The organism is Ruminococcus sp. FC2018, assembly GCF_000621805.1.
Classification (GTDB): Bacteria; Bacillota; Clostridia; order Oscillospirales; family Ruminococcaceae; genus Hominimerdicola.
This window is the reverse complement of sequence record NZ_JHXH01000011.1, coordinates 81,276-107,364: the sequence shown is the minus strand read 5'-3', so window position 1 is coordinate 107,364 and position 26,089 is coordinate 81,276. Positions and strand designations below refer to the sequence as shown.

Genomic DNA, 26,089 nt, shown 5'->3' with positions numbered 1-26,089 from the left:
CACGAAGACGCTGGACCTCGGCTATGAGATCTTCTTGGACTTCCTTTTTTAGCTTTGTAGGACGGCCTGTCGACTTGCGTCCTCGGCGTTCAACATAAAAACCTTCTTTGCCTTCTTCAAGATAGATGCGCTCCCAGTCTGAGACTCTATTATGATTACTCACATCGAATTCCCGTGCTGCTTCCCTGTGGCTCAACTTTTCTTTGTGCATCGTTTCAACAACCTTGATTTTGAATTCCGGTGTGTATCTCTTATTTGGTATTCCTTTAGGCATAAAAATGCCCCCTTCCGTTAGATTTCTAATTGGTATATTTCTATTATACCACATTGTCTAACAAAAGGGGAGCATTTCATTGATATGCGGTCCATTTTTTATTTTCATAACTTCCGTTTAAGGCTAATATATATTAAAAAAACGGAGGGTCAAATAATGAAGAATGTTCTAAAAATACTTATTTTCGTAATTGCATTTTTATTTACAGGATGCGCACATAATCTGAATGAAAGTGAGAATAACACATTCGTCCCAAAAGGGAAATACATGGTTAAAAACTCTGTTATTCCGCATGATATCAGCTTTAGATCCGATGAAAGCAATGAAAGATTGAATTATGATTATCTGAAGGCGATCTGGATATCATATATAGATCTTGCACCTATGTTGACAGGCAAGACGGAGCAGCAGTTCAGAGACAATTTTGAAACAGCTTGTAAAAATGTATTAAAAGCAAAGTGCAATACTGTTTTTGTACACGTAAGACCGTTCGGGGATGCAATATACAGGTCAGATATTTATCCTATTTCATATTATCTGACCGGAAAGTATGAAACGATCGCCGAATTTGATCCTTTAAGTATTATGACTGAAATAGCGCATAAAAACAATATTTCAATCCATGCCTGGATAAATCCGCTGCGCCTTGAAAGCGAGGAGCACTTAAAACAGATAGACGATAAATTTAAAATAAAACAATGGTATAATGCTAAAAACGATTATGTATGCAGTGTTGACGCAGACAAGCATCTATGGCTTAATCCCGGTTATGAGGAGGTAAGGAAGCTGATTGCTGATGGGGCACAAGAAATTGCCCGTAAATATGATGTTGACGGCATACATTATGACGATTATTTTTACCCGACCACACAAGAGAAATTTGACGTTAAATGTTTTTCAGCTTTATCAAAGGGGAAGGAACTATCCGTTTGGCGCATGGAAAATATTTCATCTATGGTGAAAATGATATATAATGCCGTAAAATCCGTAAACAAAAACATTGTTGTAGGTGTATCCCCACAGGGAAATCTTGAGAACAATTATAACTATATGTTTGCCGATGTCAAGAAATGGAGCAGCGAGACAGGGTATATAGATTACATATGTCCACAGATATATTATGGGTACAATAATTCGGTTAAGCCGTTTCTCAAAACTTTAAAGGACTGGACAAACGTTGTGACGTGTAAAGATGTAAAGCTTTACGTTGGACTTGCCGTGTATAAAACCATTGGAAATGACAGCGAATTTGTCAGGACCACAGGCATAATTGCAAAGCAGATCAGCGATATTGCGGCACTTGATGAATGTAAAGGATTTGTGCTTTACAAATATCTGGATATGTTTAACGACAATCAACGCTCAAAAACAGAGCTGGATCTGATAATCAAGCAGTTACAATAACACATAAAAAAGCTGTTTTTAGAAAAAACTATTGTATTTTTTACAAAAATGTATTATAATACACAATGACAAGTTATTTTCTTATGTCAGGAGGATCTGTTGATGTTTAAGATCTTAAAGAAAAAGCAGCTTAATGAAAATGTTGTTCTGTTTGAAATACAGGCTCCTTTTATCGCAGCAAAAGCTGAAGCGGGACAGTTTATTATCTTCAGGGTAGATGAGTTCGGTGAGCGTATACCGCTTACCATTTCTGATTATGACAGACAAGCCGGTACGATCACTATTGTTGTTCAGACCGTTGGGGCAAGTACGTTGAAACTTGTAAAACTTGGTGTAGGTGACTGTATAAGTGATGTTGCCGGTCCTCTTGGCGTTGCAACCGAGTATGAAGATGGCATTAAGAAAGTTGCGGTCGTAGGCGGCGGTGTTGGCTGCGCTATTGCCTATCCTCAGGCCAAAAAGCTGTTCAATATGGGCGTTGATGTAGATATTATTGCAGGTTTCCGAAACAAGGATATTGTTATTCTTGAGGATGAGATGAAGGCGGTGTCGAATAACCTGTATATTTGTACAGATGACGGAAGCTACGGCTCAAAAGGTTTTGTTACCGATAAACTTAAAGAGCTTATCGAGTCCGGCAACAAATATGATGAGGTTGTTGCGATCGGTCCGGTAGTTATGATGAAATTTGTTTCACGCACCACAGAACCATATGGTATAAAAACCCTTGTTTCGCTCAATCCTATTATGATAGACGGAACCGGTATGTGCGGCGGCTGCCGTGTTACTGTGGGCGGAAAGATCAGATATGCTTGTGTAGACGGACCTGACTTTGACGGTCATCAGGTGGATTTTGATGAGCTTATGAAGAGAAATTCCACTTATAAAGAGCAAGAAGCAGAGCATATTTGCAGATTAACGGGAGGAAAGAGAAATGGCTGATATGACTTTGACAAAAACTCCCATTGCAGAGCAAAAGCCACAGGAGCGTATACGTAATTTCAAAGAGGTGACCCTGGGATATACAGCTCAGGAAGCTATGAAAGAGGCAGCAAGGTGCCTTAACTGCAAGAATAAGCCTTGTACTACAGGCTGTCCGGTAAACGTAAGGATCCCTGAGTTCATCGCTAAAGTGGCTGAGGGCAAGTTTGAAGAAGCATACGATATTATAAAAAGCACAAATGCTTTGCCTGCTGTCTGCGGACGGGTCTGCCCACAGGAAAACCAGTGTGAAGGCAAGTGTGTACGTGGAATAAAGGGCGAACCTGTGGGTATCGGCAGACTTGAAAGATTCTGTGCGGATTATATGATGGACAAGCAGAAATCGGCTGAGCGTCCTGAACCAAACGGACACAAGGTCGCTGTCGTTGGTGCCGGTCCTTCAAGCCTTACAGCAGCAGGTGATCTGGCAAAGCAGGGTTATGAGGTGACCATATACGAGGCTTTCCACACTGCCGGAGGAGTGCTTATGTATGGCATTCCCGAGTTCAGGCTGCCAAAGGAAATTGTAAAAAAAGAGATTAAAGCCCTTGAAGATATAGGCGTTAAGATAATGACCAATATGGTTATTGGCAAGGTCCTTTCGGTGGACGAGCTTATTGAGATGGGCAATGAGGCGGTATTTATCGGTTCCGGTGCAGGTCTTCCCAGGTTTATGGGCATTGAGGGCGAAAGCCTTATCGGCGTATATTCCGCAAATGAATATCTTACAAGGATAAACCTGATGAAAGCCTATAAAGACGGCTATGATACGCCACTGTTAAAATCTAAAAGCGTTGCGGTCGTAGGCGGAGGAAACGTTGCAATGGACTCCGCAAGATCTGCAAAGCGTATGGGTGCTGAAAACGTATATGTTGTTTACAGACGTTCAATGGACGAGCTCCCTGCACGTAAAGAGGAAGTTCACCACGCTATTGAAGAGGGCATAGAGTTCCATGTTCTTAACAATCCTGTAAGAATAATAGGAGACGAAAATGACCGTGTAAGCGAACTTGAAGTAGTAAGCATGGAGCTTGGTGAGCCTGATGAAAGCGGAAGAAGATCACCTATTGAGATCAAAGGATCGGAGCACACCATAAAAGTAGATACTGTTATCATGGCGATAGGTACATCACCAAACCCGCTTATCAAGAAAACTACACCTGGGCTTGAGGTCAATAAGCGAGGCTGCCTTGTTGTAGATGAGGCACATTCGACGACTAAAGAGGGCGTTTATGCCGGTGGAGATGCGGTTACAGGTGCAGCTACTGTTATTCTGGCTATGGGCGCAGGAAAGAGCGCAGCTGCCCAGATCGATAAGTTCATAAAAAATAAAAATGCGAAATAAAAGTAAAATTTTTGATTTTCTATTGATTTTATTGTAAATATCTGATATAATCTTTTTAGTTTTAGTATGGAGGTAAAATAATTATGTTCAGTGTACTTGCAGAGCAGCAAGCATCTGTTGGATCTCTGCTTCTGACATTTCTTCCGTTGGTAGCTATTTTTGCTTTTTTCTATCTTCTTATTTTAAGACCTCAGAAAAAGCAGGAAAAGAAGGACCAGCAGATGAGAGATAATCTTGAGGTCGGCGATGAAGTTGTAACAAACGGTGGTATCGTTGGTATCGTTTTCTCGATAAAAGAGGATACTGTTGTTATTGAGACCGGCGGAGACAGAAGTAAGATACGTGTTAAAAAGTGGGCGATTGCTAAAAACGAGACAGAACACGACAGCTGATATTATCTGAGAACTGCACTTGATGCAGTTCTTTTTTTGCTGCGCAGTGAATAAAATGTTATATCTTATCTGTGAGGGGATATAACTATGCGTAACAGCAGATTATTCGGAAATAAAAAAGTGGCTGCCTCAACAGCATTCGGTTCTGCGTTGCTATCCTGCGCTGTTACCGTTGCAGTAATAATGTTATTAGGCTTTTTTGTTGCTAAAATCGACGCTACTGACATGATCCTTTCAGCTATGTCAACCTTTGCTCTTTGCGTCGGCGCATTCTCGGGCGGTTATGTTAGCGGCAAAAAGCATCGAAGAAACGGGCTTATAATGGGAATACTATGCGGAGTTTTCGTGTTTTTGATAATAATTCTGGTAAGCCACTTTTTTGCTAAAGCAACCCAGAGCATCTCGCTTCCATCCAAACTTATCCTTACCCTTATGTGTTCCGGACTTGGAGGAATACTGGGAGTTAATGCGAAAAATGGTAAATTATAATGCTTATCACCGAATATTCGTTTTTAGTTAACAAAAAATTTATAAATGTATTCTGTGTATATGATATAATTATAAAAATAAGTTTTGGAGGTAATTTGTATGAAACACATTAAAACTATAAATAAGGCTAATCTTAAAAAGAGCGCTGAAAAGGGCGGCTGCGGTAAGTGCCAGGCTTCATGCCAGTCAGCTTGCAAAACTTCCTGCACAGTAGCTAACCAGAAGTGCGAGAGAGAAGCTTGATAATCAGAGCAACTTACTAAAGGGGCATTTTTATGTCCCTTTAATTTTTGCTGTTTTATATGATCTGTTATCGGAGGATGTAAAATGATACACAAGTATAAACTTTCCGGTCACAATATTGTGCTGGATGTCAACAGCGGTGGAGTTCATATTGTCGATGACCTGACCTTTGACCTGCTGGATATTGTACAGCCGCCTTTTGAAGAAAAGTGCCCGGCAGATGTAATTGACAAATTAAGCGGCAAGTATGATAAAGATGAGATTGTTGAATGTTACGAAGAAATAGTATCTCTTTATAATGACAAGATACTGTTTTCCGAGGACGATTATGAAAAGTTTGCATTGACCTCTGTAGCTTCACCTGTGAAGGCAATGTGCCTGCACGTTTCTCATGACTGCAATCTGAGATGTAAGTATTGCTTTGCCTCAACCGGAGATTATAAAGAGGGAAGAATGCTTATGAGCCTTGAAACTGGAAAAAAGGCTATTGATTTTCTTATTGAGCATTCAGCAGACAGGAAGTTCCTTGAGCTTGATTTCTTCGGCGGAGAGCCCACGCTGAACTTTGATGTTGTGAAAAAGATCGTTGAATATGGGCGGTCAAGAGAAGCCGAGGCGAATAAAAAGTTCAGATTTACCATAACCACAAACGGCGTTCTTCTTGATGATGATATGATTGAGTTTATTAACAAAGAGATGAACAATGTTGTACTTTCCATAGACGGAAGAAAAGAAGTCAACGACAGACTGAGAGTCCGTGTTGACGGTTCAGGCAGCTATGACAGGATCCTTCCTAACTTTAAAAAGCTTGTAGATGCCCGTGGTAACGATAAAGACTGGTATGTCAGGGGTACATATACAAAGTACAACCTTGATTTTTCAAATGACGTAATGCATCTTTATGAGCAAGGCTTTGACCAGATATCTGTTGAGCCTGTAATGGCTGACCCTGAAATGCCTTATGCTATAACTCAGGAGGATCTGCCAAGAATATTTGACGAATATGATGCGTTGATGGAGAAGATCACAAAAGTAAGAGAAAACGGCGGTTTTATAAATTTCTTCCATTTTATGCTTGACCTTGACCAGGGTCCATGCGCAATAAAACGTTTGCGTGGCTGTGGCTGCGGCAACGAGTATGTTGCCATTGCTCCAAACGGCGATATATATCCTTGTCACCAGTTTGTAGGTAATGAGGAGTACAAAATGGGAAGCCTTAACGACAACACTTTTGACATGGAAATGAAAAAGGTTTTTGCTTCGGCTCACGTCTACTCCAAGCCTGAATGCAAAAAATGCTGGGCGAAGTTCTATTGCAGCGGCGGATGTAATGCAAACAACTATATATACGCCGGTGATATTCATAATGCTTATAAATTAAGCTGTGAGATACAGAAAAAACGCCTTGAATGTGCAATTCTGATGAAGGCACTCTCCATGATGGACACGGCAGAATGATTTTTGAAAAGAGATGTAGTAAAAATACGTCTCTTTTTTATTTGACGAATTGCTTAAAAAATGCTATAATAAACATCAGAAAGTGTTAATTATCTTTTTGGGAGTGACGGATATGAAAAAGATATGGAAATTTAAATTTGGCGGATTGCAGCAAAAAATCATAAATCTTGTTATAGTTACGATCATTGCTGTTCTTGCGGTTTTCGGAGCAGTTTCTGTATATCAGGGCAGGCAGCTGAAAAAAATTGTCGGGGATGCTTCCTCTGAACAGCAGGATAAGATCAATTCCATATCTGAAAGTACAATGGAACAGGTAGTAAATAAGACTCTTATAAAATCTACTGCGGAGCAAGCTTATATAGCAAATGATATGTTTTCCGATGCCATAAAGGATGTCAAGACCCTTCAGAATCTTGCGGCAGGACTGTTTGATAACAGCGCAAGCTTTTCAAAGCGTGATATTCCTCTTCCCGATAAATCAAAAAACGGTACAGTTTGTGAACAGCTGCTGCATGAAAGCTCTGTTGATCCTAAAAACTCGGAATATATCGGTCTTATAGGTAATATGAGCGGAATGATGGAATCTTTGTATTCAAATTCTAAAATGCTTAATTCATGTTTTGTGGCTTTGCCTGACGGTACCTGTTTGATGGTTGATGACAGACCGGCAGATAAATATGACAGCAGTGGAAATCTTGTTGACGTTCCTATCAGACAAAGACCATGGTATACCGGAGCTGTAAGTAAAGGTGATGTTTTCTTTACTGATATTGAAAAAGACGCTTTTACCGGTAAAATCGGAATAGTATGTTCTGCGCCTGTTTACCATAACGGTAAACTTGTTGCTGTTGTCGGAGTGGATCTTTTTCTGGATACAATGGCACAATATGTGGAATCATCAGTTGAGGGCGGAGGTTACATTTGTGTTGTTAATGAAAAAGGTCATGTAATTTTCTCGCCTCAGAAGGAAGGTACATTCAAGGCTGAAACTTCTGATAAGGCACAAGATATAAGAAATATCGGAAATAAAGAACTTGCGGACTTTGTCAACAGTTCTTTTAAAGACAAGACAGATCTGAAAACTATTACTGTTGATGACAAAGAATTATATATGTCAGCTGCACCTATAAACTCGGTTGGCTGGTCAATTATCTCGGTGGTGGAAAAGCAGATCACTAAACAGCCCGCCAAAGTAATGGTGGATGAATATGATAAAGTAAATAAAAATGCTCAGGACGTCTTTAACGACGCTGCCAAAAAATCTGAAAAGACCACACTTGTGATGATCATAGTTATCTTTTTGCTGGGCAGCGGTTCTGCGCTGTTTCTTGCAAACAGGATCGTTAAGCCTGTGGAGCATATGACAAAGCGCATCACAGAGATAGGCGGCGACGATCTTGAGTTTAAGATGGAAAAAATATACAAGACAAAAGATGAAATAGAAATTCTTGCCCAGGCGTTTGAAACACTGTCTGCAAGAACAAGAAAATATATCAATACTATTACTAATATAACCAAAGAAAAGGAAAGAATAAAGACAGAGCTGGAACTTGCAACAAAGATACAAGCAGATATGCTGCCAAATCTGTTCCCGGCTTTCCCGGACAGACCGGAATTTGACATTTATGCTACAATGAACCCTGCAAAAGAAGTGGGCGGAGATTTCTATGATTTCTTCCTTATCGATAACGATCATCTTGCTATCGTTATGGCTGACGTATCCGGAAAAGGCGTTCCTGCGGCACTGTTCATGATGATGTCAAAAATCCTTGTTAATAATTATGCATCCATATGCAGCTCTCCGGCAAAGATCCTTGAAATGACTAATAATGCAGTTTGCATGAATAACGAAGAAGGAATGTTTGTTACCCTCTGGCTTGGTATCCTTGAGATCTCTACCGGTACGATCACGGCGGCAAATGCCGGTCACGAATACCCGGCCATAAGACGTAATAACGGCAAGTTTGCCTTGCATATTGATAAGCACGGTTTTGTTATTGGCGGTTTCGAAAATCAGAAGTACAGCGAATATAAAATAAAGCTTGAAAAGGGTGATATGATGTTCCTGTATACTGATGGAGTTGTAGAGGCTACAAACGCTGAAAACGAACTGTTCGGTACAGAGCGTATGCTGAAAGCCTTGAATGAACACTACGATCCGTCCCCTCAGCAGCTTCTTTCGGGTGTTAAGAGAAAAGTGGATGAATTTGTTGGTGATGCTTCACAGTTTGATGATCTTACAATGCTTGGATTAAAGATACAATAATATGAAAACGCCTCCTGTGGATTTGTGACACAAGAGGCGTTGCTGTTTTTCAGGTCGTTACGTTGCCTGAGGTTTTTCCGTTAAATCTTCCGTTATCTGATGTTTGTACTGTTACCGAGCTTATATCGTCGGCTGAAATGCTGTCGCTCAGTGTATCCTTTGCGATGTTTATAGTCAGCTTTCCGCCGTTGGACCCGTCTTTGCCCCATCTTCCTGTTGCAGCATTTACAAGTTCGCCGTTTTCCGAAGTCAATGTATTGCCGCCATTTAGATTTATGACAGAGGTTGTATTTGTTATATAGAACATAGGTCCTTTTGAATTGTTTGTAATGGTTGAATTGGTCATTTCAAGAGTAGAAACGCTGGCTTTTGCATCTTTATCAGATGCGTCTCCTGACATACTCTGATAAAGCATTACTCCGTTGTTTCCACCGCTTGCTGTTAGTTTTGAGTTAAGCATTGTGATTGAATTTTTACCCTCAATAACAGCTGCCTGCGAACCTGTGGATGTGCCGATGAGGTTGTCTACTTTAATGTTGCCTGTAGAGTAAATGCACGGGCTTCCGTCGCCTGAGCATTTTACTACACTGTTTGTAACGTTAACATTACCGCCGCCTCTGTCTGTTGCTATGGGAGCACAATGCGCTCCGGTCGTAGTAATGTCAACATGGTCGGCATTTATAGTACCGTTATAGGTAGCATATACTCCTCTTGAAGAATTTCCTGTTGTGGACACAAGAACGTTATTTACGTTTACTTTTGCACCCGAAGTGGAGAATACTGCATTTGCACCGCTGCAATCTGAGGTCAGCTTACAGTTGGATATTTCAGCAGAGCTTTCTTCACCGACCACAAGTATAATAGAGTTGATTCCGTAAAAATTGTAATCATCCGAAACATCGGAACTGCGCTTTGAGTCATTTTGGGAAGCGTTTCCGGTTTTTATTATTTCCGCATTTGACAGTTTAAGCTTTCCGCCGTTTATTACAAGAAATACATTCTGGTCTGCTGTATCAGAGCGGTAAGTTCCTCCGATTATCTCTGCTGTTATTCCGTCAACAACATATGCACCGCTCAGATCCACCTTTTTGTTGCCTATAGTGACTAAAACGCTTTTTGAGGAAAGAGAAGTGTTTGATGAGCTTGCTTGGACAATATTTATATCGCTTACTCCTGCGACTGCATTACCTGAAGTATAGGTGGATACTGACTCAACCGAGCTGTCAGAATCGCTCTCGGAAGATATTTGAACTGACTGCTGTGAGTTTTCGGATACCTTGGTTACAACTGATGATCTTTCCGTTTTTGACGACTCTGCGCTTTCATTATTGCTTGTGCAGGCAACAAGGATCGATATTACAGAAAGAACTGCGATAGCAATATATGCGCCTTTTCTTGAATTTTTCTCTTTCATATTATCATCTCCTTTATATTTTGATTTAATTATAGGCAGGTAACTTTAATTTTATTTAAAATACAGAAAAATTATTTTAATGTGAATAATTGACATAGCATCTCCAATAATCATAGCATATTTAATTTGGAGGTACAGAGAATGAAAAAAATAACTAACTTTAAAAAATCGCTTATGATAGGCGTTATTGCAGCTGCTTTATTCACAGCTTTTCCTGCTGCGGATAATAGCACCTCAACTGAAAGCTGGTTCATTACAGGATCTATACTTGAAGAAAATGGTAAAGAGCTTACTGTTATAAACGATAGTGATACAGAAGTTGAATTTGGTTTCGGGTTCTTTGATTTTATTGTGGACTTATTCTCTTGACTGTACGTTCTTTTGTACAGTTAAACCTGCTTTCTGATTGACATTATGTTATTATTATGGTATAATTTCAGCAGAAAATGTATCAAAAAAGGGAAGTAGGTCGGTCTATATGATAAGATTTTTTATCGGCGGTGCAACCAGTGATCGTGAAGAGCGGTTTATTGATTCTATAAAAAGCTCTGTTAGTGACGGGAAAAATGTCGTTGTTATGATCCCGGATCAGTTTTCCTTTGAATACGATAAAAAGCTTTATAATAAACTCGGAGCAGTGGATTTTAACAGAATTACAACTGCCGGTTTTAACAGGATCTCTGAATTGCTTTTAAACAAGTATGGAGGCAACATCGGTCAGACTGTTGCCGGCGAAAATGCAAAGATAATTCTGATGTACAAAGCTATTCAAGCATTAAGATCCCGGAATGAGCTGAAATACTATGTACGAAATATGGATAAAAAGGGGCTTGAAAAGGGTAATTTCATTTCCCAGCTTATTGATCTGGTGCAGCAGATGAGAGAAAGCGGAATTACATATGAACTGCTTTCTATTATATCCGATAACGCCAAGGGGAGCTTTTCTCTAAAAATACACGATATTGCGCTGATATATAATGAGTATATGCAGCAGCTGTCCGCTTCGGGGCTTCATGATGCGGTTTCAAGCATCAGTGCTGCGGTCAGTGCGGCAAGAGATAATTTATATTTTGCCTGCACAGATATTTATATTGATTCATTTTCAAGTTTTTCGTATGACGAACTTAAAATGATAGAACTGTGTTTTTCCCAGGCTGACAATGTGAACATCTCCCTTTGTATCGATAATGACAGCTGCAAAAACGCAATCCATCCCTTTAAAATAACCGAAAGGACACTGGGCACACTGCGTATTCTTGCAGGCAGCAGGCAGAGCGAGACAGTTTATGCTGTTGAAATGGGTCTGTACAGCACTGACATAGCCTATGTCTCAAAAAATCTGTTTAATATAACAAAGACGGCTTTAAAAGATAACGGCGAGAATGTCAGGATAATAAGTGCTGACGATGTATACTCTGAGGCAATGTTTGTCTGCGCCCAGATAAAACATCTTGTTTCTAAGGGTTACAGATATTCGGATATTGCCGTGATAGTGCGCAATGTCCAGGAAATATCAGGTGTTTTTGAAAGCACGATGGAAAGATATGAAATACCGTATTTTATTGATCTTTCAGAGAAGATCTCCGCTTCATCTATCATTCAGTATTTTACTTCGCTTTTTAACTGCCTTATATCCGGAAAGTATAAGACCGAGAAGATTATAAAGCTGGTAAAATCGCCGTTTTACTCGGCAAATAAGCACAATGCCAATATTATTGAACGATATTGTTTAAAATGGAACATCAACGGTGATATGTGGACAAAGGTTTATTTTGGGCTTGACACATCACTTGTAAAAAGTGAAACTGAATTAAAGCATATCAATTCGGTTGAAGAGCTTAGGAAATCCATAATTTCACCACTTGAAAAGTTCAGGAAAGTTTGCGGCAAAGGTGATCTGCCTGCTTCCGAGATATGTCAAAGATTTTTTGCGCTGCTTGACGAGCTGAATGTTTCAAAGCGTGTTTATTCTGTTGTAAAAAATGCGGTTCTTAATGAAAATCAGACTCAGACAGAGCTTTCAAGGGGACTAAGGCAGCTATGGAACTCGATTCTGTCAGGCATAAAGTCTATATATGACTGTCTGGGTGAGGAATCGATTTCTCTCAGACAGTTCTACGAATTGTTCAGGGTAATGGTATCTCAGATGAGCGTTTCAAATCCGCCGCAGAAAATAGACTGTGTAAGAATTGCCGATTCATCACATTCAAGACTTACCAATGTTAAAATTGCTTTTGTATGCCAGGTCAATGACGGAGTGTTCCCCAAAGTGATCTCCAACAACAGCCTGCTTTCAAGAACAGATATGTCTGTGCTGCAAAAATCACTGGAAAGCTTTTCCGGTGAGTTCAGACGTGATTTTTCCGGCGATGTCAGATATTCTATTATGAATGAGGAGCTTTCTTGTTACAATGCAGTATCCATGGCATCGGAAAAACTTTTTGTTTCATATATAAACGCTGATCTGACCGGCGAGGAAAAGAGACCTTCTGTTCTGGTAAATGATATACTCAAATGCTTTAAAAATAAACAGGCAGAAAAGCTGACAGATATTCCTTTGGAGTTTTTCTGTACATCGGAAAAAACAGCGTATCATATTGCAATCGAGCATTTTAACCAAAAGAGTTCATTTGAGACATCAGTCAAAGCTTCGCTGAAAAATACCGAATACGGTCCAAAGCTTTATGCTATGGAAAATGCTGCCGGGGACCGTCTTAACAGTGCAAAGACTCAGCCGGACAGCGAACTGAGTCATCAGACGTTTTTTAACAACAACATGGCTGAGGTATCCGCATCTCAGGTCGATTCATATTATAAATGTCCTTTTTCATATTTCTGTAGGTACGGATTAAGATTAAGACCGATCGAAATAATGGAAATGAGTCCCGATCATAAGGGAACTCTTGTGCATCTTGTACTTCAAAAAGTTTTTTCAGATACTGATAAAGAGGGCCAATATATTGTTATGGATGATTCTGAGCAAACGGACGATCGTGTAAAATATCTTATTGATGAATGTTTTGACGACTATTATAACAACAGCCTTAACAGCGATTTCGGAAAGACAGAGACATACAAGTATGATTATGATCTGCTAAAAAATATTACTTTCAGGATAGTAAAATATGTTCAGCAGGAATTTAACAGATCAAGATACAATTTTGTGGAAACCGAATACGATTTTGGTATAAAGGATAACAGCCGAATTGTAGAATACAGCACTGCCAAGGGTAACACACTGAAGCTTAAAGGCTTTATAGACCGTGTCGATCTTTCTGATCCGGGGGGGTCGGAACTTGTAAGGATAATAGATTATAAAACGGGTTCCATAGCTATTGATTATTCCCATCTGCAGTGCGGTCTGAATCTTCAGATGCTTATTTATCTTGATGCGTATATGCAGATAAACGGCTCTGGATCCGATATTAAGCCTGCAGGCATAGAATATATGACCTTTGGCGAGAGCATAAAGCCTATCCGTGACAGCAGCATCACAGAATCCATGTATAGCAGCGAACATAACGACCGTATTTTAAAGGCGTTCAAGCCCAAGGGCATTATCGTCGGAAACAGCGATGTAATAGGCACATTCAACAAGGATAACACCGATGCAAATTATATGTATGCCCCCTTTGACAAAAACAAGAAGGATACTGTCGACGAACAGACTTTTAATGCGATAAGAAAATATGCTGGTTCAAAGGTAATAGAGTTCGGAAATGCGCTGGAAAAAGGCGATTTTCCAATGAGAGCTACTGGAAATGTATGCAGCTGTTGCGATTACAGAACGATATGTAATAAGGACAGATTCGAGGACAATTCAGGTCTTACGACCAATAAAAAAGAACTGGAAGATAAATTCAAGGAAACTATTGCAGAGCTTTCAGGATCAGAGAATGGCGGTGATAAGTGATGAACAGCATAGAATGGACCGCGGCGCAGCAAAAAGCTATTGAAACAAGGGATAAAGGGATCGTTGTATCAGCTGCTGCAGGAAGCGGTAAGACGACAGTTCTTATTGAGCGGCTTTCACAGCTTCTTCTGGATGAAAACAAAAAGATACCTGCCGAGAAGCTTCTTGCTGTTACATTTACCAACAAAGCAGCTGCACAGATGCGGGAAAAGCTTAATAAGGCTATTGATAAAGAGATCGCACGTTGCTTTGCTTCACCGGAAGAGAGAGTTTCTGAAAAAAGCCGATGGCTTCTTGAACAGAAGGATAATCTTCAATTTGCAAGAGTATCAACAATAAATTCGTTTTGCCTTGATTTTGTAAAAGACAATATAGAACGTTTCGATTTTCAAAGCGGACTTAAAATTCTCGACGAGGCAAACGAGAAAATGATGTTTGAAAATGCCAGGGATCAGGCAACAGAGGAGCTTTGCAAGAAAAATAAAGACGCATACGGCAGACTGTGTAATTCCTTCGGTGCTCATTCTATCAAGCTGAACACCATAATAAGATCTCTCTATGTCTTTTTAAGGACTATACCTTTCAGAGAAGAATGGATAAGCAACGCAAAAGGTTTGTATTCAAACGATGATTTTATCAGCAAGCACATTGAGGATTTCAGAAGCGGGATCAAAGATAAGCTTGACTATATACTGTCGTTGATAAATGCTCTTGAACCGCTTGCTATGAAAATAAGCGTATATCCACAGGCAGCATCATTTTCAAAAACATTGTCATCTGATCTGGATATTATCCGCAATCAGATCAACGAACTTGTCAAAAGCTTTGATGAACAGGATTTTGACCGATTCCTTTCTCTTGCCTCACCACAGGTCAGAAAGCCTTCACTGAAAAGCAACAAGATGCTTGATGCAATGGAAATCGGCGAGCGCAGCCAGCTGGAGGATATGGCGGCACAGTCAGCAAGTATAATTGCCGAGATAAACAGTACAATAAAAGAACTGAAAACCGACGGTGTTCTTACCGACAAGCAGATAAGAGATAATATCAATGATGTGCTTGAAGTTTTTGATATCCTTGCAGGTCTTGTATCAAGGATCGAAGAGATCATGCACGAGGTGAAGGTGGAAAAAAACGCCGTTGACTTTTCGGATGTTGAAATGATGACAAAGGATCTTCTTGTTGAGTTCAAAGACGGGGATATCGTACGCACAGCGTTATGTGAAGACATCAGACAGAGCGGGATATATAAGATAATTACTATTGATGAGTTCCAGGATGTAAACAATCTTCAGGAAATAATCTTTCGTGCTCTTTCAAACGGAAAAGACCTCAGCCATATGGGGGATAATGTATTTGTTGTAGGAGATATAAAACAAGCTATATACCGTTTCAGACAGACTAATCCTGAATTGTTCAGCAAGACTGTTGTTGATGCAAACAAAGGTTACGAAGATCTTATGCCTGTCATATTGCAGGAAAATTTCAGAAGCAGACAGGGTATAATTGATTTTGTAAATAACGTTTTTACGCCTATAATGTCTAAAAAAATGGGCGGAGTAGACTATAACGACAGCCAGAAACTTAAGTTTGGTGCAGAACAATATCCGCAGCAGCCTGAATTTGACGGGGCAAATTGTGTAGAAATGCTGCTTGTTGACAGGCATGATACATTTGATAGATCCGGGTTCAGCGAAGAATACTATTTAATAGCCCGGAAGATCAGAAAAATCCTTGCTCCGGAATCGGGATATTTAGTCTGGGACAAGGATATGAAGTCCATGAGACCTTGCCGGGCAGGGGATATCTGTATCCTTATGATGAAAAATAAGAGCATAACTCAGATGTCAAAAGCACTTGAATCGTTTGGTCTGAAAACCCGTTCACAGGATACGGAAGGATATCTTAAATCCAGCGAGATAACTCTTATACTGAGTATTCTCAGAGTAATTGACAATCCGCTTAATGACATTGCAATGGCATCGATGCTTATGTCACCGGTGTTCGGATTCAGCGCATCAGATATGCTTTTGATACATCAAAAGCGGTGTAAAAATCAAGGCAAGACAATAAATGGCATATATACCGTTTTATCCACCGCACACCTTACTTATATAGGCAAAAAAACAGAGGACTTTGAATACGAACCAATCTTCAATGATAACCCGAAACTTCAGAAAAAGTGTTCAAAGACGTATGAAGCGATAGAACGCTTTATTTTCCGCTCGATGAGCTCGGATCTTGAGCGGCTGATAAGATACATATATGATTCTACAGAGCTTTTGTCAGTTACTTCGGTTTATCTGGACAGCGAAAAGAAACGGGCAAATCTTCTGTTGTTTCTTCAGTATGCAAGAGATTACGAGCAGTCCGGCGGAGATGGCGTTGCAGGATTTTTAAGATTTATTGATTCAGTATACAACAATGACAGCGCATTTAAACAGTCGGGTAAAATAACTTCATCCGGAGATTCGGTCAATGTTATGACTTATCACGCATCAAAAGGTCTTGAATTTCCATATGTTTTTCTCTGTGATCTTGTGTATTCCAAAAACTCAAGCAGTGAGAATATTTATATGCATCATAAGGTATCCGAAGATCCCCAAGACGTTGACAGTTTTGCTTTTGAGACCTCAGATACGATAAGGGATATAATAAAAACCAATATTCTTTTCAAGGATATGCATGATAAAAGTGTTCTTGAGGACAGAAGCGAAAAATTAAGACTTTTTTACGTCGGATGCACACGTGCAAAGGAGAAGCTGTTTTTGTCAATGTCGCCAAAGTGCAATGGCAATATAAAGGCGCAAACAGGCCGAAACACTGTCAAGAATGTTTACAGACAGGCGTGTAATTGCGCTGATGCTATCCAAATGGAAAAGCTGGTGGCAGAGTGCGATAATATGCTTTATTGGCTCATGTGCGGACTTTCAGGCTTCAATATGGGAAAGGAGTTTGCTCAATGGCTCAATGGTGATTATGATCTTGAAAATGATAAATTGGCAGATGAAGCTGAGACATTTGAATTTCTGGTTTGTGACCCCCGCAAGCCAAAGATAAACGCCGTTATGGAATTTCTGACAACAGATGATGAGGATACATTGGTCATTGATGAAAAAACGGAAGAGACCGAAGATGAAGCCTTGGTTGATAAGCTGACAGAAATCTATGAAAATGACAAGATGCTGAAAAAGAGTTCCTCCGGACAAGCTATGCTTCCTTCAAAGCTTACTGTGACCGAGATAGTGAGAGAAGAAAACGAGAAAAAAGCCATTGAAAATGCCCATAAATCAGACGATCCGGATTTTGCTATACAGATTGATCCTGATTTTTTCCCAAGTCTTCCTAAGCTTGATGACGGTTCAAAACTTACGCCGGCAGAAAAGGGAACTTTTACACATAAATTTATGGAGGTTGCGAATTATACCAACGCACAGATCAGCGTAAAAAACGAGCTCCAAAGACTTGTTGATAACGGTTATTTTACTCCGACTGAAGCAAGCGGTGTATATGTAAACAGGCTTGAAGCGTTTTTTAATTCTGATTTTTACAGAAGAATAGATCAATCGGATGAGGTGCACAGAGAAAAAAAGTTCCTTGTAGCAATGAAAGATACAAGCCTTGGAAAAAAATATTCCGATATTACCGGTGATGAAGGTATGCTCCAGGGTATAGCTGACTGCGTTTTCAAGGAGGATGACGGATACGTTATCGTCGATTATAAAACAGACAATTTCCAAAGCATAAATGACATGGATAAATATACATTACAGCTGGAGCTTTACAAGGCAGCGCTTGAGGTGGTCCTTGGAAACAACAATAGTGACGGAACTATAGATAAAGCAACGATAAAAAGCTGTTATATTTATTCTTTTAAGCTTGGCATGGGAAAGGAGTATAAATTTTAATTGTAAAAAAAGTGTTAACGACTTGACAAAGTATGGGCAATGTTGTATAATACTTGAGTAAACAAAGTAGGACTTGATTCGTTCTCACCTTTAGCCAAGGCGAAAAGGTCAACATCTGATCGCATTATTATTTATGCTTTCTATGCGGGTACGGATCTATGTCTGTACCCGTTTTATATTTTGTATATTGGAGGTGCTGTGTCATTAGCAACAGAGAACATCAGATCAACGAAGAAATTAAGGACAAAGAAGTGCGTTTGATCGGCGTTGACGGAGATCAGCTTGGTATCGTAAGTGCGAGTGAGGCATTGGAACTTGCTTTTCAGCAGGATCTTGACCTTGTAAAGATCGCTCCGCAGGCGCAACCGCCTGTGTGCAGGATAATGGATTACGGCAAATTCTGTTTTGAACAGTCCAAGCGTGAAAAAGAAGCAAAGAAAAATCAGAAGGTCATTGAGGTAAAAGAGATCAGGATGTCATCTACCATTGATACTCATGATTTCAATACCAAGGTCAATCAGGCAATAAAGTTCCTTAATGGAGGAGATAAGCTTAAGGTTTCCGTAAGGTTTCGTAAGCGTACGGTTGCTCACCCTCAGTTTGGCGAGGAGATACTTGCAAAATTCAAGGATGAGATTTCTGAAGCTGGTGTTGTTGACAAGCCATCTAAGATGGAGGGACGCAGTCTTGTGATGTTCGTTTCTCCGAAACAATCTAAGTAATAAATTCAAGGGAGGATAAATCAATGCCAAAGATCAAAACACATTCCGGTGCCAAGAAGCGTTTTAAAGTTACAGGCAGCGGCAAGGTAAAATTCCAGCACGTAAACAAGAGACACAGACTTACACAGAAGGATCACAAGCGTAAGAGAATTCTTCGTGGTGCTGCAGTTGCAGATAAGTCAAATCTGGATAACATTAAGATTCTTGTACCTTACAAGTAATAACGGGTTGTAGGGAAACGATCTAAGAAATTTTAGGAGGTAATAACTATGGCTCGTGTTAAGGGAGCAATGATGACTCGTAAGAGAAGAAATAAAACTCTGAAGCTTGCTAAGGGCTATTTCGGAGCAAAGAGCAAACACTTCAAGATGGCTAAAGAAGCCGTAATGAAGTCAGGACAGTATGCATACATCGGCAGAAAGGCTAAGAAGAGAGATTTCAGAAAGCTCTGGATCACAAGAATCTCTGCTGCTGCAAAGCTCAACGGAATGAATTATTCCACATTGATGAACGGTCTTAAGAAGGCTGATATCAATTTGAACAGAAAAATGTTGTCTGAAATAGCAATCAATGATCCTGCAGGATTTACTGCGATCGTTGAGAAAGCTAAGGCTGCACTTTAATAAATACTGACACGCATGTTTTAACGGATATGCGTGTTTTGTTATATATTAAGGTGCAAAAATAAGCGAAAGAACGGTGTGCTTTATGTTTATTTCAAGCAAAGACAACCCCAGGATCAAGCACTATATTAAGCTCTCAACAAACAGAAAATTCAGATATGAAGAGGGCTCGTTTGTGATCGAGGGAGCAAGAGTCTGCCGTGATGCATTTGAGCAGTGGCAAAACGGGAAGCTTATTATAACTTCATGTTTTGCGACTCAAAAGGCTGTCGAAAAGTACACCGATTATATTGATCCCACATGGTTTGATAAATACGAGCAGTTCCATTTTATCAGCGATGATGTGGCACAGAAAATGTCAGATTCCGAATATCCTCAGGGCGTGTTTATCGAAGCCAAAATGATACGTACAGCATTTGAGGGGGATACTGAAGATGAAAACGGAAAATATCTGATCCTTGATGATCTGCAGGATCCGGGTAATGTTGGCACGCTGCTCAGAACAGCTGAAGCTGTAGGTGTTGATGCTGTTTTCATGTGCGGATGCTGCGACCTTTATAATCCCAAGGTTATCCGTTCTGCAATGGGTACGGTATTCAGAATGAGGATAATTCACACTAAAAGCTTCTCGGAAGTTATAAAGCTCTTGAAAGGCAATTCTATCACTGTGTTTGCATCTGTTATAGATGAAAATGCTGAAAGTATAACAGATGTTGATTTTGGCTGCAAAAGTGCAATGGTACTTGGAAATGAGGGCAACGGTATTGCGGATGATGATATTGAACTATGCGATAAAAAGGTAACTATTACTATGCTTGGCAATACCAATTCTCTTAATGTTGCATCAGCAGGTGCTATCTTACTATGGGAAATGTGCAGAGGTGGACAGAAAAATGGATAATCGCTTGATCTGGTTATTGCTTGTAAAGATATTTGGTCCCGGCAATGTTCGTATCTGGGATCTGTCCGCTAATTTTGATAATGTCCGGGAGTTCTATGCAAGCCTTAAAGCACATGAAATAAGCGCTGTAACCGAAAAAGAGTATGATGCTGTTGATAAATTCTCACAGGATGATGCTCAGAAGATAGTTGATTACTGTAACGAAAAGGAAATAAGCATCTGCTGTTATGACAGCGATGAATATCCTAAGTCATTGGCGTATATCGCTAATCCGCCTGCTGTCCTTTTCAGCTATGGAGATATAAGGCTGATAGACAATGTCAATATTATCGCATTTGTGGGGACAAGGATGCCGTGTGAGTATTCGATATATACAGCAAGGGTTCTTTCCTCGGAATTGATAAAATGCAATATAACGCTTGCTTCCGGTTTTGCAACTGGTATCGACCAGATCGCAAATACTGTATCTCTGAACAACAATGTACCTACTGTTGCTGTGTGCGGTACTGCTTTAGGTCATGACTATCCGGAGAATACTCTTGATCTGAAAAGGAAAATCGCTGAGAACGGTGTGGTTATATCCGAGCTTATCCCTGGCAGCAAGCCCATAAGCAACGCATTCAAGTTAAGGAACCGAATACTCGTTGGTATCTCAAAGGGTGTTATTTTTATTGAGGCAAGTATGCAGAGCCATGGGCTTGATAATTATATTCATGCCACTGCTCAGGGAAAACCTGTGTTTGTCCTTCCGCCAAGAGATATTACGGACAAGAGATTTTTCGGTCAGAGATATCTGATACGAAACGGGTGTATTCCTATTTTCAATGCTCAGGATGTAGTGGGACTTCTTTCCTATGATAACTTTGAAAGCTTTTCATATACAAATCAGTTCGGAGATTTCAGTCTTCCCGTGGATGATTCAAGCTTTTTCAGCAAAGAAAAGGAAAACAAAACTAATAAAAAGTCTGCAAAAGATCATGCACATTCGGAAGATAGCGGTACCGGATCGGATGAAGAAAAATCCAAGCCTGAGATAGATTATGGACAGCTGAACGAGACGGAGTCAGCGGTATGCAAGGTTCTTGAAAAGGGAAGGACGCTTGCGGATAATATATGTACACAAACAGGGATTGATATTTCAACTGTACTTTCTACACTAACATTGCTGGAACTTGAGGGTATAGTAAACAGCTTGCCGGGTAATCAGTTTGAACTGGCAGATTAACATATAGAACGGAGAATGGAATTTGTCTGATCTTATTATAGTTGAGTCACCTACAAAGGTGAAGACAATAAAAAGATATCTTAACGGAGATTATGAAGTTGTTGCTTCTATGGGACATCTTCGTGATCTGCCTAAATCTAAGCTTGCTGTTGATATTGAGCATAATTTTGAGCCTCTGTATGTCAACATCAAGGAAAAAGAAAACCTTATAAAAGATATAAAGAAAAAAGCTAAAAAGTGTGATCATGTTTATCTGGCAGGAGACCCTGACCGGGAAGGAGAGGCAATTTCGTGGCATCTTGCACAGATACTGGGCCTTGATCTTGAACAAAAAAACAGAGTAACGTTCAATGAGATCACCGAAAGCGGAATAAAAGCCGGAATGGCTAATCCCAGGACGATCGACCTTAATCTTGTTAATGCACAGCAGGCAAGACGTATCCTTGATAGGATCGTGGGATATAAACTGTCACCGTTTTTGTGGAGAAAGATAAGGCGTGGTCTGTCTGCTGGCAGAGTTCAGTCTGTGGCGGTTAAGATGATATGTGACCGTGAAAATGAAATTAGATCTTTTGTTTCACAGGAATACTGGTCTATTGACGGTAAGTTTACAGCTTCGGGAAGCAGAAGAGCATTTTCTGCCAAGCTTAATACCGTCGACGGTGAAAAGATCGAGCTTGAGAATAAAGAACAGACGGATAAGATCCTTGATCGCCTTAAAGATAAAAGCTTTGTTATAGAAAATGTAAAAAAGAGCATCCATAGAAAATCCCCGGCTGCACCGTTTACAACGTCAACTTTACAGCAGGAAGCTTCAAGAAAGCTCGGATTCCAGGGCAGAAGAACAATGAAAACTGCCCAGGAGCTTTACGAGGGTGTTGAGATCAAGTCCATGGGACAAACAGGTCTTATAACCTACATGAGAACAGACAGTCTGAGGATATCCGATGAAGCACGTGCTGCTGCTACGGAGTTTATAAGAAAAAAATACGGCGATAACTATGTCCCTGATACTCCAAGAAAATTTAAGAGCAAGGGCAATTCTCAGGATGCACACGAAGCTATAAGACCTACACATCCGGAATTAACTCCCGATGAAGTAAAGGCAAGCGGCGTGACCAATGACCAATACAAGCTTTATAAGCTTATCTGGGAAAGATTTATTGCATCTCAAATGGCAAATTGTCTTATGGACACAGTATCTGTTGATATAGTGGCGGATAATTGCTGCTTTAAATCGACCGGTTTTTCAATTAAATTTGACGGTTTTACAGTCCTTTACGAAGAAAGCAAGGATGATGATACAGAGAAAAAGAACGTTTTGCCGCCAATCAAAAAAGGCGATAAGGTGAACGTTAAATCTCTTGAAGGCAATCAGCACTTTACTCAGCCGCCTCCAAGATACACAGAAGCGACCCTTGTTAAAGCGTTTGAAGAAACAGGTATCGGCAGACCTTCAACGTATGTTCCCACGATCACAACTATTCTTGCGAGAAACTATGTTGAACGTGACGGTAAACAGCTCAAGCCCACAACACTTGGCGAGGTCACTAATGACCTTATGAGTGAGCATTTTAAAAAGATCGTTGATGTTAAGTTTACAGCAAATATGGAAAACAGCCTTGACCAGGTGGAAAACGGCAAAAAAAGCTGGATCAAAACTCTCCATGATTTTTACGGAGAATTTGATAATGAGCTTACCGAAGCAGAGAAGTCAATGGACGGTAAGAGAGTTAAGATACCAAGCGAAGAATCGGACCAGATCTGCGAAGTTTGCGGAAAACCTATGGTAATAAAAATAGGAAGATACGGAAAGTTTCTTGCTTGCTCCGGTTTCCCTGAGTGTACAAACACAAAGAGAATAGTTCAGGAAATGAGCGGTAAATGTCCTTATTGCGGCAAAAAGATACTGCTCAAAAAGACAAAGAAGGGCAAAAAGTATTATGGATGCGAAGACAATCCTAATTGTGAGTTTATGACTTGGGACCTGCCTACGGAAGAGGTTTGTCCTAAGTGTGGCTCAACGCTTTTCCAAAAGGGCGGAAAGCATGGATTGCTTTTGTGTCATAAGCCGGAATGTGATTACAGGCGTGATCTGTCCGCTTCTCCTAAAGAAGATTGATCGATCGCAAAGTACGGCTCGATTTAAAGGATAATCAAACATGAATAATAAAGCAAAAGTAATCGGTGCAGGTCTTGCGGGAGTTGAAGCTGCATGGCAGCTTGCAAATTTCGGTATAGAAGTTGAGCTTTACGAAATGAAACCCGTGAAATTTTCACCTGCGCATAAATATAAGGGTTTTGCTGAACTTGTATGTTCAAATTCCCTTAAAGCTGACAGGATCGAATCTGCTGCCGGTATGCTCAAAGAGGAAATGCGCAGACTGGGTTCACTTACAATGCAGGCTGCCCAAGCTTCAAGAGTAAGTGCAGGCGGGGCACTTGCAGTTGACAGAACTCTGTTTTCGGACATAATTACAGATAAGATCAAAGCTCATGAGAAAATCAAAGTTTTTGAGGATGAGGTAACCAGTATTCCGGACGGAAATGTTATAATCGCAACAGGTCCGCTTACAAGTGATACACTTGCCGATGAAATATCAAAGCTATGCGGTGATTATCTATATTTTCACGACGCAGCAGCACCGATAGTCTCGTTTGACAGCCTTGATAATGAAAAAGTGTTTTTTGCTTCCCGATACGGTAAGGGTGAAGCTGATTATATAAATTGCCCTATGGACAAGGATGAATATCTGCGTTTTTACAATGAACTTATAAATGCGGAAAGTGCGGAGTTAAAGCAATTTGAAAAAGAACACTTTTCAAAAGACGGCTTCAAGGTCTATGAAGGCTGTATGCCCATTGAAGTGCTGGCAAAGCGTGGAGAGGATACAATGCGTTTCGGTCCGCTGAAGCCGGTAGGACTTACGGATCCAAGAACAGGCAGAAGACCGTATGCGGTCGTTCAGCTTCGAGCCGAAAACTCAAAGGGAACCATGTATAACATGGTAGGCTTCCAGACAAATCTGAAATTCGGAGAACAAAAAAGAGTCTTTTCTTTGATCCCGGGACTTGAAAATGCAGAGTTTCTGCGATACGGAGTAATGCACAGAAATACATTTATCAACTCTCCAAAACTTCTTACACAGCAGTTTTGCATGAGAAACAATGAAAATATTTATTTTGCAGGGCAGATAACGGGAGTTGAGGGATATATTGAATCTGCTGCCAGCGGTATCTTTGCCGGTCTATGTTTGAGCAGAAAGCTCAGAGGTCTGGGTAAAGTCAGCCTGCCTGAAACGACAATGCTCGGAGCACTTTCAAAATATATCTCAGACGAATCTGTAGAGAAGTTTCAGCCTATGGGATGCAATATGGGAATCTTACCGGAGCTGCCCGAAAAAATAAGGGATAAAAAGCTTAAATACGCACAAATCTCAAACAGAGGTCTTGATGACCTTGACAGATTCATTTCACAGCTTTAAACAGGAGGTCACAGCATGAATATTGTTATTGACGCATTCGGCGGAGATAATGCACCGCTGGAAGTTATAAAAGGGTCATTAAAAGCACATAATGATTTTAAGGTAGATGTAACACTTGTGGGTGATGAAAAGAGAATAAAAGCCTGTGCAAAGAAAAATCAGCTTGATATATCATCTCTTAAAATCAAACACGCAGATTCGGTTATAGATATTTGCGAAGAACCTACCGAAGTTATAAAGGGTAAAAAGGATTGCTCTATGGCAGTGGGCATGAAAATGCTTGCTGACGGAGAGGGCGATGCTTTTGTTTCTGCCGGCTCAACAGGAGCGCTTGTTGTTGGTGCTACTTTTATTGTAAAGAGAATAAAAGGCGTAAAAAGACCTGCTCTTGCAACTATACTTCCAACGGCAGGCAAGCCAACAATGCTTCTTGACAGTGGTGCGAATGCTGACTGCCGCCCGGAGATGCTTGTCCATTTCGGTATAATGGGCTCAGCTTATATGAATAGGATAATGAAAGTAAAGAATCCACGTGTAGCACTTGCTAATATCGGTGCTGAAGAATCCAAGGGCAGAGAGCTTGAACTTGAAACATATAAACTAATGAAAAATGCTCCCGTCAACTTTACCGGCAATATTGAGGCAAGGCAGCTTCCGCTCGGCGACTGTGACGTATGCGTTGCAGACGGATTCTGCGGCAACCTTATGCTGAAGCTTTATGAAGGAATGGGAAAATTCTTCTCAAACGAGCTTAAAGGTATCTTCAAAAAGAATCTGAAGACAAAACTTGCTGCGGCAATGGTTATGAAGAATATCAAAGATTTCAAGAAAAAGGTTGATTATTCCGAGTACGGCGGAGCTCCGCTGCTTGGAACAGCAAAGCCTGTTATCAAAGCACATGGAAGCTCTGACGCTAAGGCTTTCTATAACGCCATAAGACAGGCTAAGCAATTTACGGAAACTAAGGTAATAGATACCATAACTCAGGCACTTGCCCAGATGAAAGCAGAATCAGCCGATAAGTAACTTTTCGATTTTATAGTTGT

General features: G+C 40.3%; 21 protein-coding genes. 19 read left to right on the top strand and 2 right to left on the bottom strand.

What is annotated here, in order from left to right:
• Window positions 1-274 (bottom strand): transposase (locus tag T494_RS12780; RefSeq protein ID WP_037344418.1); only part of this gene is annotated, 274 nt, incomplete at its 3' end.
• 156 nt (window positions 275-430) lie between these two features.
• On the opposite strand from T494_RS12780, the gene T494_RS12775 reads away from it, so the two are divergent.
• From T494_RS12775 to T494_RS13465, 8 genes are all read left to right on the top strand, one after another.
• Window positions 431-1,678, top strand: coding sequence for a family 10 glycosylhydrolase (locus T494_RS12775; protein WP_051540266.1), 1,248 nt, complete (start codon window positions 431-433; stop codon window positions 1,676-1,678).
• A gap of 102 nt (window positions 1,679-1,780) precedes the next feature.
• Window positions 1,781-2,620, top strand: coding sequence for a sulfide/dihydroorotate dehydrogenase-like FAD/NAD-binding protein (locus tag T494_RS0108815; protein ID WP_028505989.1), 840 nt, complete (start codon window positions 1,781-1,783; stop codon window positions 2,618-2,620).
• Window positions 2,613-4,004 (top strand): NADPH-dependent glutamate synthase, encoded by a 1,392-nt coding sequence (gene gltA, locus T494_RS0108810; RefSeq protein ID WP_028505988.1) that lies wholly within the window; start codon window positions 2,613-2,615, stop codon window positions 4,002-4,004. Before T494_RS0108815 ends, gltA begins: the two co-directional genes overlap by 8 nt.
• An 83-nt stretch (window positions 4,005-4,087) precedes the next feature.
• Window positions 4,088-4,396 (top strand): preprotein translocase subunit YajC, encoded by a 309-nt coding sequence (gene yajC, locus T494_RS0108805; RefSeq protein WP_028505987.1) that lies wholly within the window; start codon window positions 4,088-4,090, stop codon window positions 4,394-4,396.
• 87 nt (window positions 4,397-4,483) lie between these two features.
• Window positions 4,484-4,885 carry a TIGR04086 family membrane protein gene (locus tag T494_RS12770; RefSeq protein ID WP_051540265.1) on the top strand — a complete coding sequence of 134 codons (402 nt, stop codon included), beginning with the start codon at window positions 4,484-4,486 and terminating at the stop codon, window positions 4,883-4,885.
• 99 nt (window positions 4,886-4,984) lie between these two features.
• On the top strand, window positions 4,985-5,128 hold the full coding sequence (gene scfA / locus T494_RS13660; protein ID WP_081777275.1) for a six-cysteine ranthipeptide SCIFF: 144 nt from the start codon (window positions 4,985-4,987) through the stop codon (window positions 5,126-5,128).
• Between the two features lie 84 nt (window positions 5,129-5,212).
• Entirely contained in the window at window positions 5,213-6,586 is a 1,374-nt protein-coding gene (gene scfB / locus T494_RS0108790; RefSeq protein WP_028505986.1) for a thioether cross-link-forming SCIFF peptide maturase, read from the top strand.
• 112 nt (window positions 6,587-6,698) lie between these two features.
• On the top strand, window positions 6,699-8,852 hold the full coding sequence (locus tag T494_RS13465) for a SpoIIE family protein phosphatase (RefSeq protein WP_051540263.1): 2,154 nt from the start codon (window positions 6,699-6,701) through the stop codon (window positions 8,850-8,852).
• 49 nt (window positions 8,853-8,901) lie between these two features.
• On the opposite strand, the gene T494_RS12760 is transcribed toward T494_RS13465, so the two are convergent.
• The gene (locus T494_RS12760) at window positions 8,902-10,266 is read right to left on the bottom strand and encodes a hypothetical protein (RefSeq protein ID WP_051540261.1); all 1,365 of its coding nucleotides are present in this window, start codon (window positions 10,264-10,266) and stop codon (window positions 8,902-8,904) included.
• A gap of 141 nt (window positions 10,267-10,407) precedes the next feature.
• Between T494_RS12760 and T494_RS0108775 the strand changes: the two genes are divergently transcribed.
• From T494_RS0108775 to plsX, 11 genes are all read left to right on the top strand, one after another.
• A complete protein-coding gene (locus tag T494_RS0108775; protein WP_028505985.1) occupies window positions 10,408-10,635 on the top strand; it encodes a hypothetical protein in 228 nt (75 codons plus the stop codon).
• A 109-nt stretch (window positions 10,636-10,744) separates the two neighbouring features.
• A complete protein-coding gene (locus T494_RS0108770; RefSeq protein ID WP_028505984.1) occupies window positions 10,745-14,179 on the top strand; it encodes a PD-(D/E)XK nuclease family protein in 3,435 nt (1,144 codons plus the stop codon).
• Complete coding sequence (locus tag T494_RS0108765) at window positions 14,179-18,087, top strand: UvrD-helicase domain-containing protein (RefSeq protein WP_028505983.1); 3,909 nt, start codon at window positions 14,179-14,181, stop codon at window positions 18,085-18,087. Before T494_RS0108770 ends, T494_RS0108765 begins: the two co-directional genes overlap by 1 nt.
• A 158-nt stretch (window positions 18,088-18,245) precedes the next feature.
• Entirely contained in the window at window positions 18,246-18,809 is a 564-nt protein-coding gene (gene infC, locus T494_RS0108760; RefSeq protein WP_051540259.1) for a translation initiation factor IF-3, read from the top strand.
• A 23-nt stretch (window positions 18,810-18,832) separates the two neighbouring features.
• Window positions 18,833-19,030, top strand: coding sequence for a 50S ribosomal protein L35 (rpmI, locus tag T494_RS0108755; protein ID WP_028505981.1), 198 nt, complete (start codon window positions 18,833-18,835; stop codon window positions 19,028-19,030).
• Between the two features lie 48 nt (window positions 19,031-19,078).
• The gene (rplT, locus tag T494_RS0108750; protein WP_028505980.1) at window positions 19,079-19,432 is read left to right on the top strand and encodes a 50S ribosomal protein L20; all 354 of its coding nucleotides are present in this window, start codon (window positions 19,079-19,081) and stop codon (window positions 19,430-19,432) included.
• 85 nt (window positions 19,433-19,517) lie between these two features.
• On the top strand, window positions 19,518-20,333 hold the full coding sequence (locus tag T494_RS0108745) for an RNA methyltransferase (protein WP_028505979.1): 816 nt from the start codon (window positions 19,518-19,520) through the stop codon (window positions 20,331-20,333).
• Window positions 20,326-21,558, top strand: coding sequence for a DNA processing protein DprA (locus T494_RS0108740; RefSeq protein WP_028505978.1), 1,233 nt, complete (start codon window positions 20,326-20,328; stop codon window positions 21,556-21,558). Before T494_RS0108745 ends, T494_RS0108740 begins: the two co-directional genes overlap by 8 nt.
• 22 nt (window positions 21,559-21,580) lie before the next feature.
• Window positions 21,581-23,680 (top strand): type I DNA topoisomerase, encoded by a 2,100-nt coding sequence (gene topA / locus T494_RS0108735; RefSeq protein WP_028505977.1) that lies wholly within the window; start codon window positions 21,581-21,583, stop codon window positions 23,678-23,680.
• 40 nt (window positions 23,681-23,720) lie between these two features.
• Window positions 23,721-25,043, top strand: a complete 1,323-nt coding sequence (trmFO, locus tag T494_RS0108730; RefSeq protein WP_028505976.1) for a methylenetetrahydrofolate--tRNA-(uracil(54)-C(5))-methyltransferase (FADH(2)-oxidizing) TrmFO — start codon at window positions 23,721-23,723, stop codon at window positions 25,041-25,043.
• Window positions 25,044-25,058: 15 nt separating this feature from the next.
• On the top strand, window positions 25,059-26,069 hold the full coding sequence (gene plsX, locus T494_RS0108725) for a phosphate acyltransferase PlsX (RefSeq protein WP_028505975.1): 1,011 nt from the start codon (window positions 25,059-25,061) through the stop codon (window positions 26,067-26,069).
• Window positions 26,070-26,089: the final 20 nt, after the last annotated feature.